Annotated in this window: 12 protein-coding genes; 8 read left to right on the plus strand and 4 right to left on the minus strand. The window is 71.8% G+C overall.

Annotation, left to right across the window (positions count from 1 at the left end):
* Window positions 1–34: 34 nt before the first annotated feature.
* The 3 genes from DN051_RS22515 to DN051_RS22525 are packed head-to-tail and all read left to right on the plus strand — an operon-like array spanning window position 35 to window position 2,933.
* Window positions 35–724, plus strand: a complete 690-nt coding sequence (locus tag DN051_RS22515) for a response regulator transcription factor (RefSeq protein WP_053760948.1) — start codon at window positions 35–37, stop codon at window positions 722–724.
* A complete protein-coding gene (locus DN051_RS22520) occupies window positions 721–2,331 on the plus strand; it encodes a sensor histidine kinase (protein WP_079001315.1) in 1,611 nt (536 codons plus the stop codon). Before DN051_RS22515 ends, DN051_RS22520 begins: the two co-directional genes overlap by 4 nt.
* A complete protein-coding gene (locus DN051_RS22525; protein ID WP_112439381.1) occupies window positions 2,328–2,933 on the plus strand; it encodes a hypothetical protein in 606 nt (201 codons plus the stop codon). Before DN051_RS22520 ends, DN051_RS22525 begins: the two co-directional genes overlap by 4 nt.
* Window positions 2,934–3,000: 67 nt before the next feature.
* Here the strand turns inward: DN051_RS22525 and DN051_RS22530 are convergent, their stop codons facing one another.
* Both DN051_RS22530 and DN051_RS22535 read right to left on the minus strand, forming a co-directional pair.
* Window positions 3,001–4,683: an IclR family transcriptional regulator domain-containing protein gene (locus DN051_RS22530; RefSeq protein ID WP_112439382.1), complete on the minus strand. Its 1,683-nt coding sequence runs from the start codon at window positions 4,681–4,683 to the stop codon at window positions 3,001–3,003.
* 101 nt (window positions 4,684–4,784) lie between these two features.
* Entirely contained in the window at window positions 4,785–6,074 is a 1,290-nt protein-coding gene (locus DN051_RS22535; protein WP_053760951.1) for a M6 family metalloprotease domain-containing protein, read from the minus strand.
* A 321-nt stretch (window positions 6,075–6,395) separates the two neighbouring features.
* Between DN051_RS22535 and DN051_RS22540 the strand changes: the two genes are divergently transcribed.
* Together DN051_RS22540 and DN051_RS22545 are read left to right on the plus strand one after the other, a co-directional pair.
* Window positions 6,396–7,040, plus strand: a complete 645-nt coding sequence (locus DN051_RS22540) for a TetR/AcrR family transcriptional regulator (protein WP_053760952.1) — start codon at window positions 6,396–6,398, stop codon at window positions 7,038–7,040.
* 264 nt (window positions 7,041–7,304) lie between these two features.
* A complete protein-coding gene (locus DN051_RS22545) occupies window positions 7,305–8,855 on the plus strand; it encodes an MFS transporter (RefSeq protein ID WP_053760953.1) in 1,551 nt (516 codons plus the stop codon).
* Window positions 8,856–8,949: 94 nt separating this feature from the next.
* Here the strand turns inward: DN051_RS22545 and DN051_RS22550 are convergent, their stop codons facing one another.
* Window positions 8,950–9,465, minus strand: coding sequence for a MarR family winged helix-turn-helix transcriptional regulator (locus DN051_RS22550; RefSeq protein WP_053760954.1), 516 nt, complete (start codon window positions 9,463–9,465; stop codon window positions 8,950–8,952).
* A gap of 123 nt (window positions 9,466–9,588) precedes the next feature.
* On the opposite strand from DN051_RS22550, the gene DN051_RS22555 reads away from it, so the two are divergent.
* Entirely contained in the window at window positions 9,589–10,380 is a 792-nt protein-coding gene (locus tag DN051_RS22555; protein ID WP_053760955.1) for a dioxygenase family protein, read from the plus strand.
* A gap of 48 nt (window positions 10,381–10,428) precedes the next feature.
* On the opposite strand, the gene DN051_RS22560 is transcribed toward DN051_RS22555, so the two are convergent.
* Window positions 10,429–10,947, minus strand: a complete 519-nt coding sequence (locus tag DN051_RS22560; protein WP_053760956.1) for a GNAT family N-acetyltransferase — start codon at window positions 10,945–10,947, stop codon at window positions 10,429–10,431.
* 190 nt (window positions 10,948–11,137) lie between these two features.
* Between DN051_RS22560 and DN051_RS22565 the strand changes: the two genes are divergently transcribed.
* On the plus strand, window positions 11,138–12,136 hold the full coding sequence (locus tag DN051_RS22565) for a sigma-70 family RNA polymerase sigma factor (protein ID WP_053760957.1): 999 nt from the start codon (window positions 11,138–11,140) through the stop codon (window positions 12,134–12,136).
* A gap of 621 nt (window positions 12,137–12,757) precedes the next feature.
* On the plus strand, window positions 12,758–13,399 hold the full coding sequence (locus DN051_RS22570) for a TetR/AcrR family transcriptional regulator (protein WP_053760958.1): 642 nt from the start codon (window positions 12,758–12,760) through the stop codon (window positions 13,397–13,399).
* Window positions 13,400–13,422: the final 23 nt, after the last annotated feature.

Here is a 13,422-nt window from a genome sequence, read left to right on the forward strand (position 1 = left end):
CGGCGGCCGAGTGCGATCTGCTTACACTGTCGCAGTGCCACGAGTCCTTATTGTCGAAGACGACCCGGATGTCCGTAAGGCCGTCCAGTTGGGGCTGCGCCATCAGGGGCATGACGTCTTCGCCGCCGGAACGGGTGAAGAGGGGTTGGAGCAGCTCCACCCCTTCCACCCGGACGTCGTCGTCCTCGACCTGATGCTGCCCGGTATGTCCGGCCTCGACGTGTGCCGGCGGATCAGGGTCCGCGACCAGGTGCCGATCATCATGGTGACCGCCAAGGGCGACGACATCGACGTGGTCGTCGGGCTGGAGGCCGGCGCGGACGACTACGTCGTCAAGCCCGTCCAGGCCCGGGTGCTCGACGCGCGAATACGGGCCGTGCTGCGCAGGCAGGACGCGTCGGTCTCCGACGCCGTCCGGCCGAGGGCGGAGGCGCACGGCGAGCTGGTCATCGACCGGGCCGGGCTCGTGGTGACCCACCGCGGTGAACCCGTCGCGCTCGCCCCCTCCGAGCTCCGGCTGCTGCTGACCCTGTCGGCCTCGCCCGGGCAGGTGTTCAGCCGCCAGCAGTTGCTGGAAGCGGTCTGGGAGCACAGCTACTACGGCGACATACGGCTCGTGGACGCCTGTGTGAAGCGACTGCGCGGCAAGCTCGGTGAGCTGGGCGGGGATCCCCGGTACATCCAGACCGTACGCGGCTTCGGCTACCGCTTCGGTTCCCCATGAGGGGCCGGAGATCCGTACGGCCGCGCACGAGTCCGCGTGAGCGCGAGACCGTCACGGTCGAGCAGGGCCCCGGGCCGGAGAAATTCTTCCGGAGGGTCCTGGAGAAGCTCCCGCTTCCGGTGCGGGGCCTGCGCTCCCGCCTGGTGGTGGCCTTCGTCCTGGTGGCCATGGCCAGTGCCCTGAGCGCCGGAGCCGTCGCCTTCCGGGAGGCCCGGAACGGCGTGCTCCAGCAGAGCCAGGACTCCGTCATACGACAGTTCCGGGCCAGCGTCGACGCCGTGGCCGCCGACATTTCCCCGGGCCCGGACCCCGCGTACACGCGGAAGGTCCTGCAGACCGGGGTGCAGCAGGTGCTCAGCGCCAACCAGTCACAGGGATGGCGGGTCCTGGCGACGTACGGGAGCGTCCGTGCCTACGCGCCGCGCGCCGAGTTCGACAAGCTCAGCCCGGAGCTGCGCCGGTCCGTGGACACGAAACGCGCCGCGGTGTTCCAGCGGGTGAACGCGGGCGGGCGTCCCTACCTCGTCGTCGGAATGCCGGTCACGTACGGCGGCGTCGGGAGCACCGGGTCCAGCCTCTCGGGGGTGGTGATGTACCTGGTGGTGCCGCAGAACACCGAGCAGGCCTATGTCGAGGCGATGGTCAGCGCCATCGAGCGCGCCACCCTGGTGGCACTGGTCCTCGCCGTCGTCCTGGCACTGCTGGCCGCGAGCGGCGTCCTGCGTCCGGTACGGGCGCTGCGCCGGGCGACACGCCGGATGGCCGAGGGGCATCTCGACGTCCGGCTGGTCGTCGACGGTTCCGACGAACTGGCCGACCTCTCACGGTCCTTCAACCACATGGCGGCGGCCCTGGAGCTGTCGGTGGCGGAGCTGCGCCGCCTGGAGGCCCGCGCGCGCCGCTTCGTCGCGGACGTCTCCCATGAACTGCGGACACCGCTGGCGGCGATGTCGGCCGTCACCGACGTGCTGGACGAGAACGCGCGGCACCTGAACCGGGACACCGGAGAGGCACTGCGGCTCATCAGCGACGGAACCAATCGGCTGAGCGTGCTGGTGAACGACCTGATGGAGATCTCCCGCTTCGACGCGGGCGCGGCCGAACTCAGCCTGGACGAGATCGACCTGGCCGAGTTCGTGCAGTACACCCTCGCCGCTCGGGGGTGGCAGGGCCGGGTGGAGACCCGGCTGCCCGGGCCGGGCGTGCTGCGGACGCGGGTGGACCCGCGCCGGCTCGACGTGGTGGTGGCCAATCTGGTCGGCAACGCGCTGCGGCACGGGGCGCCGCCGGTACGGCTGACGCTGGGCGTGAGACAGGAGCGGGCGGACGTGGCGTGGGCCGTCATCGAGGTGACCGACAACGGACCGGGCATCGCCGAGGACGCCATGCCGCACATCTTCGAGCGCTTCTACAAGGCCGGCACCACCCGGACCAGGAGCGAGAGCAGCGGACTGGGCCTGGCCATCACGGCGGAGAACGTGCAGCTCCACTCAGGACGTATCGGCGCCGCCAACCGTCCCGGCGGCGGAGCGGCGTTCACGGTCGAACTGCCCCTGCACCGCGACAGCGCGACCGCCGACCACGACTCCACCGGGGGTGCCCGGTGAAGGGCTCGCGGGTGACGGCGCTGCTCGCCGGGCTCGCGGCCGCGCTCACGCCGGCCGCGTGCGGAGTCCCGCCGTCCGACGTCATCGAGGCCGGCGAACCGGCGAGCGGCATGCGCGCCCCCGGTCCGACCCCCTCGGTGCCGTCCGCCGTCTCCCTCTACTTCCTGAGCGACGGTGTTCCGACGCCCTACCCACGCAAGATCGGCGATCCCGCGGACCTCGGGGCGGTCGTGAGCCTGCTGTTCGCCGGACCGACGGACGGCGAGGCCGGGACGGCCGTCACGGAGCTGCCGCACCTGACGGACGCACCGGGCGTGACGGCCGGCAGCGGCGGCATCTCCGTGAAGCTCCCCGACGATGTCGCTCCCCTCAGCCGTCCGGCCATGCTTCAGCTGGCGTGCACGGTGGCCCACGCCGGCGGGGCGTCCGCCGGGCTGCCCGCGGGCGGCGCCGTCGCGGCTCCTTCCGTCGACGCGCAAGGCCCGGACGGGCAAGGCTCCGACGCGCAGCGCTCCGCCGCCCACACGAACGTCCATGTGTTCGGGGACGGATGGGCGAAGACGCAGTCGACCGCCTCGTGTCCCGACCCGGCGCGGCCGTAGCAGTCGCCCGGGCACGGCCCCCGCGGGCGGCGGCCGGCCCGGCGGCTCCGCCCCGCGCGGTGCCGCGTCAGGTCATCCCGACCGCACTGAACCGCCCCGACACATGAAGGTCCGATTCGACCGCGTCGGCCGTGGTGCGCAGGGCCGGGACGATGTCGTCGACGCATTCCCGGAGGCTGTGGCGGGAGGTGTGCATCGCGGTGTTCAGAGCGGCGACCGCGCGGCCCGTGCGGTCGCGCACGGGCACCGCGATGGAGCGCAGTCCCTCCTCCAGCTCCTCGTCGACCAGGGCGTACCCCTGTGCCGCGGTCTCGTCCAGGATGCGGGCCAGGGCCCGCGGGTCCGTGACGGTGCGGGGTGTCAGGGCGCGCGGCGGTTCGGTGCCGAGGGCGCGTTCGGCGGGCGGGAGGTCCGCCAGCAGGACGCGGCCCATCGAGGTCGCGTAGGCGGGCAGGCGGGTGCCGACGGTGATGTTCACGCTCATCACCCGGCTCGTCGCCACCCGTGCCGTGTACTGGATCTCGTCCCCGGCCGCCGTCAGCACCGCCAGGGACGTCGACTCGTGGACCCGGTCGGCGAGCGCGGCCAGATGGGGGGCCGCGATCTGCGGGAGGGACGTGCGGGACAGGGGCGGGTAGCCGAGGGAGAGGACCTGCGGGGTGAGGCGGAAGCCGCCCGCGCGTGACTGGGTCACCAGGCCCAGGTGCTCGTACGTGATCAGTGCCCGCCGGGCGGTCGCGCGGGCCAGGCCGGTGGCCTTCGCCACCTCCGACAGCGTGAGCTCCGCTCGGCCCTCGCCGAAGGCCGTCAGCACCGTCAGGCCCCGCGCCAGCGACTCGACGAACTCCCGGCCCAGTTCCTGCTTCGACGCGCCCGTCCAGGTGGCGAGCCCCGAGGGGGCCGGCACGGGGTCCGGCGGGAACGCCGCGCGCAGGTCGTCCTCCATCGCCGCCACCGCCTCCAGCAGGCGCGGCAGCAGGGTGTCGCGCAGGCCGGCCGCGGTGTGCCGGCTGGTGTGGCTGACGACGCTCGCCGCACAGGCGATCCGGCCGGTACGGGGGTCCCGTACGGGCGCGGCGACCGCCACCAGACCGGGCTCGATCAACTGGTCGTCCAGTGCCCAGCCGTCCTGCCGGGCCCGCGCCGACCGCCGGGTGAACTCCTCGTCCGCGGCGGGCCGCCGTCTCGGCGGTACGGCCGGGAAGCCGTGGTTCCCGGGGTCCGCCGCGCGCCGCGTGCGCCAGTGCTGCCAGTCCTCGGCCGTCCACTCGGTGGCGAACAGCGGGCCCGGCGCGGTGCGCTCGGCGGGCAGCAGATCGCCGATGCGGAAGCTCAGCGACATCGCGCGGCGCCGGGTCGCCTGGTGGATGAAGCGGATGCCGTCGCCGTCGCGGACGGCCAGCGACACCGACTCGTCGAGGGCGTCCGCGAGCGCGTCGGCGCGGGCGTCGAGCAGGGCGGGCAGGCGCAGGGCGGCCAGATAGGCGTTGCCGAGTTCCATCAGGCGCGGGGTGAGGACCGCGTCCCGGCCGTTGAGCCGGACGTATCCCATCCGGGCGAGGGTGGCCGTGATCCGGTCGACGGTGGACCGGGCGAGGCCGGTGGCGCGTTCCAGCGCGCTGAGGCTGAGGGATCCGCCCGCCCCGGTCAGCTCCCGCAGGACGTGGACCCCGCGGATCAACGGCGTCACCGCCTCGGCTGGTACGGCCGGGGCGGCGGACTCCTGCAACGTCGGATCGGCGGCGGGCATCTGTTCTCCGGTACGGGGATCGCGGCAGGCCTACGGTATCCGCGGATCGGCGGGATCGGCCGATCGCGTGCCCGGTGGGCGGACCCCGCCGGTCCGTACGGCTACCGCCGGGTCACCCGCACCACGTGGTTCCCGTCCGGGTCCTGTCCCGTGACGGCGATACGGATGCCGTGCGTGCGGTCCTCGAAGGTCTGGCCGGGGGCGAAGGGGGCGTCGGAGAGTTCGGCGTGGACGTTGGGACTGCGGGTGCAGCCGCCGCTCTCGCGCCGGGAGTCGAACACCGTCACCGGGCCCTGACCGGTGTCGACGTCGGCGTCCACCCGGTAGATGAGGACGCCCGGCCGGCAGACCGTCTCGTCGTTGCCGGCGCGGGTGCGCAGTTCGAGGGCGTATCCCGTACGGCGGTCGACGGGTATGAAGACGAGCTTCGGGCCGCCGGCGCGGGCCAGGGGGGTCAGTGTGTGCTCCGTCGTGCCGTGGGCGGCGGCGCAGCCTATCTGGTCGGCGTCCAGCCAGCCGAGCTTCCACTTGTGCCAGCCGAGGAGGTCGTTGTTGGCGCCCCAGTCCTCGCTCATGATGTCCCAGTGCCCGACCGCGCCCCCGCCCTCCTGGGTGTACAGGTCGGGCAGGCCGAAGACGTGGCCGTTCTCGTGCGGCAGGACGCGGTAGCCGGTCTGCTCGTAGGAGCCGGAGCCGTCGTCCTGGCGGGAGTAGACGAAGGAGGCGTTCGCGACGGGCACGCCGTCCGCGGTCGGTGCCTCGCCGTTGCCGGCGAAGGTGACGGACAGGACCGTGTCGAGCGCCGAGGGGCCGGCGTTGGGGGTGACCAGCACGTTCAGCAGGTCGTACCGGCGGAAGTCGACCTTGGCGTCGGCGGTGGCGACGAGGTCCTCGACCAGTTTGCGGTAGCCGGGGTCGAAGGGGGCGCCGCGCTCCAGGCCGTACGCCTTGAACGGTTTCGGCATGCGCAGCCAGTCGCGGATCGGGGTCTCGGCCCGGTAGTCGAGGCGGCCGTAGGAGCTGGTGCGGAACCATTCCTGGGTCTGCGGGAAGAACTCGGCGAACCGGTCCTGGGCGTCGCCGCGGCCGGGTGCGTCGGAGAAGTCGATCATCACCGTCAGGGCGCGGACGGTGCCCGTGGAGCGGGAGTAACCGGTGGTGGTGGGTATGCCCTCCGACATCTGGATGTCCAGCTTGCTCCTGATCATGCAGGGGGCGAGGGCCGCGGTCCCGGCGGGGACACCGAGCGGGCGGGCTCCCGCCGTCGCCGAACCGGATCCGAGGCGGCTCGTGCCGGCCGAGGTGCTGACCGCGAGGGTCAGCGCGGTCACCGCGACGAAGGCGGCGGTGCGGCGGGTGCGTATCCGGTCGCGGGACGGCTGTGGCTGCATGCATGGACCTTTCGCTCCAGGCAGCCACCGGTCTCCGGCTGCACCCTTTTGCTCACCCTGAGCCGGGTGGGGCGGGTGCGCGCGCTGGAGGAGACCGATCGTGGGTTCTCGGAGAGTGATGGCAGGTCAGCGGGCCTCTCCGGGCCTGTCACGGCGGGCCCGCACGGGCAAGTGACGCGGGTCACAGGAAATCTTTCGGGTGGTGGGAAATAACCGGGGACGGAATCCCCGTTTAACCAGTCGTCCAAGCGAAACGGGGAGTGATTCCCCGGATCGTCAGCCCACTCAGCCCGTCCGCCCCACAGACCCCAGGAGTACGCCGTGCAGACCGTCGCTCCGGAACGACGTAAAGCGAGCCGGCCGCGCGCCGACGCTCTGCGCAACCGGGAACGGATCGTCACCGCCGCCCGGGAGATGTTCGTCGAACTCGGCCCCGACGTGCCGCTCGACGAGATCGCCCGCCGGGCCGGCGTCGGCAACGCCACGGTGTACCGCAACTTCCCGGACCGCGACGCACTGGTCCGCGAGGTCGTCTGCTCGGTCATGGACCGTACGGCCCGAGCGGCCGAGGACGCGCTCGCGGAGACCGGTGACGCCTTCGAGGCGCTGGAGCGCTTCGTGCACACCGCCGCCGACGAGCGGATCAGCGCGCTGTGCCCGATGTTCGCCGGCACCTTCGACGAGCACCACCCCGACCTGGAGGCCGTGCGCACCCGGGTCGAGCGGCTCGTCCAGGAGATCATGGACCGGGCCAAGGCGGCCGGGCAGCTCCGTTCCGATGTGGGCTTCGGCGATCTCATGCTCGTCGCCGCCCAGCTCAGCAGGCCCCCGGCGGGGGCCGCGTGTCTGAGTGCCGACCGCTTCGTGCACCGTCATCTCCAGCTGTTCCTGGACGGACTGCGGGCGCCGGCCCACTCACCGCTGCCGGGCACGCCCGTGACCCTGGAGGATCTGCGCCGGGCCTGAGCGCGAACGACACCGACGCGGGTCATCCCGCCGTACCCGACCACTGATCCGTCCTTCCGATTCCCCAGATCCCTTTTTCCGACCCCAGTCCCGAATTCCTCTTCCTCAGTCCCGAGCGGTCCCTGTCCTGCTCGGTGTCCCGAGTGGTTCCCGTCCTGCTCGCATGCCGTGAGCAGCGATCGGGCCGCCCGCGATCCCGAGTCCCTTTTTCCTGCCCGAAGTCCGGAATCTCTTTTCTTCCGAAGTCCCGAAGTGGGTACCCCCATGTCTGAAACCGTCCGAAGCGCACGCGGCGGCGCCGCCGTACCCGCGCCCGATCCAGCCCGCTGGAAAGCGCTCGTCTTCATCGCGCTGGCCCAGCTGATGGTCGTCCTCGACGCGACCATCGTGAACATCGCACTGCCCTCCGCCCAGCAGGACCTGGGCATCTCCGACGGCAACCGGCAGTGGGTCGTCACGGCCTACGCCCTCGCCTTCGGTGGCCTGCTGCTGTTCGGCGGGCGCGTCGCCGACCTGTGGGGGCGCAAGCGCGCCTTCCTGATCGGCCTGGTCGGCTTCGCCGCGGCCTCGGCGCTCGGCGGCGCCGCCAGCAACGAGGCGATGCTGTTCGGCGCCCGCGCCCTCCAGGGCGTGTTCGGCGCGCTCCTCGCCCCCGCCGCGCTCTCGCTGCTCGCGGTGATGTTCACCGACGCCAAGGAGCGCGCGAAGGCGTTCGGCATCTACGGCGCCATCGCCGGCGGCGGCGGCGCGGTCGGTCTGATCCTCGGCGGATTCCTCACCGAGTACCTGGACTGGCGCTGGACGTTCTACGTCAACATCCCGTTCGCGGTGGCCGCCGCGGTCGGTGCCTGGACCGTCATCCGTGAGCCGGAGGGCGGCCGGAACCGCTCGTCGCTCGACATCCCCGGCGTGATCCTGTCCACCCTCGGACTGGTCGCCCTCGTCTACGGCTTCACCCGCGCCGAGTCCGAGGGCTGGAGCGACGCCGTGACAGTGGGCATGTTCGTCGGCTCGGCCGTGCTGCTGGCCGCCTTCGTGTTCGTCGAGGCCAGGGTGAAGGCCCCGCTGCTGCCCCTGCGGGTGATCACCGACCGCAACCGCGGCGGCATCTACCTCTCGCTGGGCCTCGCGGTCATCGGCATGTTCGGCCTGTTCCTGTTCCTCACCTACTACCTCCAGACCGTGAAGGGCTACACGCCCGTGCGGACCGGCTTCGCCTTCATGCCGATGATCGTCGGCATGATCGTGGGCTCGACCCAGATCGGCACGCGCCTGATGACCAGGGTCGCGCCGCGTCTGCTGATGGGCCCCGGCTTCCTGGTCGCCGCCGTCGGCATGGGGCTCCTGACCCAGCTGGAGATCGACTCGTCCTACGCGGCCCTGCTGCTGCCGGCGATGCTGCTGCTCGGCCTCGGCATGGGTACGGCGTTCATGCCGGCCATGTCCCTGGCCACCCAGGGAGTCGAGCCGCGGGACTCCGGTGTCGCCTCCGCGATGGTCAACACCTCGCAGCAGGTGGGCGGCGCGATCGGCACGGCCCTGCTGAACACGATCGCCGCCTCGGCGACCACGTCGTACATCACCGACCACATCCGTTCGGCCGGCACGCCGGCACGGCAGCAGGCGGTGCAGCTGGAGGGTCTGGTGCAGGGCTACTCCACCGCGATCTGGTTCGCCGTGGGCATCCTGCTCCTCGCCGCGGTGATCGCCGTGACGTTCATCAACGCCGGGCGGCCGGGCGGCTCCACGGTGGCCGGCTCCGGTACCGGTGAGGGTGCCGAGAACGAGATCGCGGTGCCGGTGATCGCGCACTGACGCCGGCCACCGGCTCGTACCCCCTTCGGGCCATCCGTACGGACGGGGAAGGGACGCCTCGTCCGTACGACCCCCAGGGCCTGCCCCGGTTCCCTCAGCGGAGCCAGGGCAGGTCCGCCCGCGCGTCTTCGGGCTGAAGTCCCTCGGCGACGATCTGCATGATCTCGCCGAGGGACTTCTGCTGTTCCGGGGTGAGCCGCTCGAACAGCGCCTGGCGGACGGCGGCCACATGGCCCGGCGCGGATTGCTCCAGCACCTCCATGCCCTCGTCCGTGAGCACCGCGAACTGGCCGCGTTTGTCCGACGGGCAGTCCTCGCGGCGCACCCAGCCGCTCTGCTCCAGACGCGCTATGGCGTGCGACAGACGGGACCTGGTGATCTTCGCCCGCATCGCCAGCTCGGTCATCCGCAACCTGCGCCCGGGAGCTTCCGCGAGGCTGACGATCAGTCCGTAGTAGACGTGCGGCATGCCGGCGTCACGCTGGAGCTGGCGGTCGAGATGGTCGTCCAGGAGCGTGGTGGCGTGCAGGTAGGAGCGCCAGACGCGCTGCTCCTCCTCGGTGAGCCAGCGGGGTTCCTCAGCGCGTGCGGGTGCGGATGCCGTGTCCATGGGGTCCACTGTACGAGGCCCCTTCTTGAAAGTTAAACAAACGGCGCGTAAGCTCTGCCCCGCTAGAACTTGAGAGTTAAAGCAAACGGTCCCGGGGCCGGGTCCGCGGAGGGAGCAGCCGTCATGTCCGCCACCGCTCAGGAGCGCATGCCCGCCCTCTACCTCAGCCACGGCGCCCCGCCGCTCGCGGACGACCCCGTCTGGCCCGGCCAGCTCGCCGCCTGGTCCGCCGGCCTGCCCCGCCCCAGGGCGATCCTTATGGTCTCCGCCCACTGGGAGGAGGCCCCCCTCGCCCTCGGCGCCACCGGGACGGTGCCCCTCGTGTACGACTTCTGGGGCTTCCCCGAGCACTACTACCAGGTGCGCTACGACGCCCCCGGCGCCCCCGAACTGGCCGAGTCCGTCCGCAAGCTGCTGCGCGCGCCCGGCACACCGGTCCAGGACATCCCCGACCGCGGACTCGACCACGGCGCGTACGTGCCGCTGGTGGAGATGTTCCCCGAGGCCGACATCCCGGTCCTCCAGGTCTCCATGCCGACGCTGGACCCGGTGAAGCTGATGGAGATCGGCCGCAGGCTCGCACCGCTGCGCGACGAGGGGGTGCTCATCGTCGGCTCCGGGTTCTTCACCCACAACCTCGCCGCGCTGCGGCACGTCGGCGGGGGAGTGCCCGAGTGGTCCGCGGAGTTCGACGACTGGGGCCGGCGGGCGCTGGAGGCCCATGACGTGGACGCCCTGCTGGACTTCCTCCACAAGTCCCCGGCCGGCCGGTACGCGCATCCGCGCACCGAGCATTTCGCCCCGCTGTTCGTGACCATGGGCGCGGCGGACGCCGCCGGTGAACTGGACACGCAGAGGTCCGTGATCGACGGGTTCTGGATGGGCCTGGCGAAGCGGTCGGTGCAGTTCGGCTGAAACGCGCGGCGTGGCGTGTCCGGTCGAAAAGGCGGCCGGTGCGTCCGCTCAGAGGTCCTTCTCGTACCAGGCCACGTCCCAGTACCGCCCGAACTTGCGGCCCACCTCCCGGTACGTCCCCACGTGCCGGAACCCGAAGCGCTCGTGCAGACGGGTGGACGCCTCGTTCGGCTGGGCGATGCCCGCGTAGGCGCGGTGCAGGTCCTCGCCGGACAGGGCCTCGAAGAGGGCCTCGTAGAGCGCGGTTCCGGTGCCGCGGCCCGCGGCGTGCGGCGCGACGTAGACGGTGACCTCCACGGAGGTGTCGTAGGCCGGCTTGGCGCGATACGCGCTGGAGGTGGCGTAGCCCAGAATCTCCCGGGTGTCCGCGTCCGTGGCAACCATCAGCCGGTGCGGCCCGTCTTCCAGGTGGGAGAGCAGCCAGGACCGTCGCTCCGCCGGAGTGAACACCACGGTGTCGAAGGTGATCGGCGTCTCACGCACATAGTGGTTGTAGAGGTCGGTGAGGGCCCTGAGATCGTCCTCGACCCCTGGCCTGACCTGCACCGCTGTGTTCCCGGACGTCATCGCGCCTCCTATGCGGCCGCACAGGATACTGCATGATCAGAAAAATTGAGGGACGCGGTGGGAATTCTGTCCGGATTCCAGTCGTTGTTTCCATCGGATGCAGGGCACCCCGACAGTGTTCGCAGAGAACGCCAGGAGTGCTGAGCGTCCACTGGACCACCCGCTGACCTCACTTCGCAAGGGAGCACGCATGGCAACCCGTGCCGTCGCCCGTCGTACGTCCGCCTCCGGCGAGACCGTCGGCGCGACCAGCAGTGTTCGCGCCCATGGCGGCGAGATCGCGGACCGCGATCTGGTCGGTATGTATCTGGACGAGATCGCGCGCACACCGCTGCTCGATGCCGCCAAGGAGGTCGAGCTGTCCCAGACGATCGAGGCGGGCGTTTTCGCGAGGCAGGTTCTCGACGGGTACGAGGAGACCACCGCCGACGCCTCCCGCGCCGAGTTGGAGGCCCTGGTCGCCGAGGGCGAGCGGGCCAAGGACGTCTTCATCCGCTCCAACCTCCGCCTGGTCGTCGCCGTGGCCCGCCGTTACCCCCGCAGCGGCCTGCCCCTGCTCGACCTGATCCAGGAGGGGAACGCCGGCCTCGTGCGCGCGGTGGAGAAGTTCGACTACCGCAAGGGCTTCAAGTTCTCCACGTACGCCACGTGGTGGATCCGTCAGGCCATCACCCGTTCCATAGCCGACCAGTCGCGCACCATCCGACTGCCCGTCCACCTGGTGGAGGAGCTGGGCCGGATCCGGCGTGTGCAGCGCGAGTTCAACCGCGAGCACGGGCGTGACCCGGAGCCCGCCGAGGTCGCCACGGAGCTCGGTTCGACCCCGGAGCGCGTCATCGACGTGCTCGACTGGGCACGCGACCCGGTCTCGCTGAACATGTCGGTGGACGACGAGGGCGAGACCCAGTTCGGCGACCTGCTGGAGGACACCTCCGCGGTCTCCCCCGAGCAGTCGGTCCTCACGCTGCTGCGCAGCGAGGAACTGGACGACCTGATCGGCCGCCTGGACCAGCGCACCGCATCGATCATCAAGATGCGGTACGGCATCGAGGACGGCCGGGAGCGCACGCTGACCGAGGTCGGCAAGGAACACGGCCTGACCCGTGAGCGCATCCGCCAGATCGAGAAGCACGCACTGCTGGAGCTGAAGAAGCTGGCACGGGACACCGGGTTCGACGCGGCGGCGTGACCGCCGCGTCACCCGGGCCCCGGCCCGGCGGGTGTGCGACCCCGTGCGGTCGCGTACGCCGGGTGGCGAAAGCCCGCGCAAACATGGCCGTGTAACGCCGCTTCAAGGCGTGAGGGCCCGGGAACAAGACCTCCGAGCACCTCAGTTCGCGTCCCAGGGCCCCGACTTCTGCCCCCGTGGGCCGACTTGCCGAGGCCTGACCGGCCGGACCGCACCGTCGGTCACAGCTGTACCGCGATCACCAGTAGCGCAACCATCAGAGCCACGTCCCGACGCACTCCCCCCGGCGCCGGGACCTCCCCCAGCCGGGCTTCGGCGCCTTCCCCCGGGCGTCGGGGCCCGGCTGTCTGCCGTCCGGACGCGGGCACGGCAGGACGGCGGGGCACCCCGTACCTGAACACCGGGGTGGCCCGCCGGATGGCAGATTGTGCCACATGGGCATAGCCTGCCGACGTGAGCAGCACCACCCCCGCACAGCATCCACGCCGTTCGTCTTCCTCTTCATCCCCAGCGTCCGCGGCTTCATCCGTGTCACCCTCCTCTTCCTCGGCCCTCCCGCCCCTCCCGGCCCCGCTTCCCCCCGGCGCCTCGCTGACGGAGCGGCGCAAGGCCGCGACACGGATGGAGATCGCCCGGGCGGCGGCCGGACTCTTCGTACGGCGCGGCCTGCGCGCCACCCGGGCCGAGGACATCGCCAACGCCGCCGGCGTCGCCCCGCGCACCTTCTACCGGTACTTCGCGACCAAGGAGGAGGCAGTCGCCCCGCTCTACGCCGCCGGGGCGCAACGCTGGGTGGAGGCCGTCCGCGCGGCTCCCGCCGAACTCCCCGTGCACGATGCCCTGGAGCACGCGGTGCGCCACACCCTGACACCGGGCCTCGGAGTGTCCGGCGCCTCCTGGGAATGGGTGCGCACCCTCATCCACCTCGCCCGCACCAGTCCCGCGATCCTGAAGGTCTGGGCGGAGGTGTGCCGGACCTCGGAGGACGCCCTCGCGCAGGTGCTGGCGGCACGGGCGGCGCCCGGGACCGAGGTGACGGAGGGTGACGACAACGTTGCCGCGGGGCAGGCCGTGACCCCGGAACTCCGCTTCACCGCGGCGGTCGCGAGCGCGTCGGTGCGCGTGGCCGTCGAGTCCTGGTCGGCGGGCACGGCCCCGGCGACGGGCCCGCGGGGTCCGGCGGAACTGGCACTGAGCAACCTGGAGTCGCTGCGGGGGTTCCGGTGGGAGGGGACCGGCGGGAGCGCGGCGGATCCCGGGTGAGGACCCGGGGCCGGCGGGAGTGC

Origin of the sequence: Streptomyces cadmiisoli (genome assembly GCF_003261055.1) — a bacterium.
GTDB classification, from domain to species: Bacteria; Actinomycetota; Actinomycetes; order Streptomycetales; family Streptomycetaceae; genus Streptomyces; species Streptomyces cadmiisoli.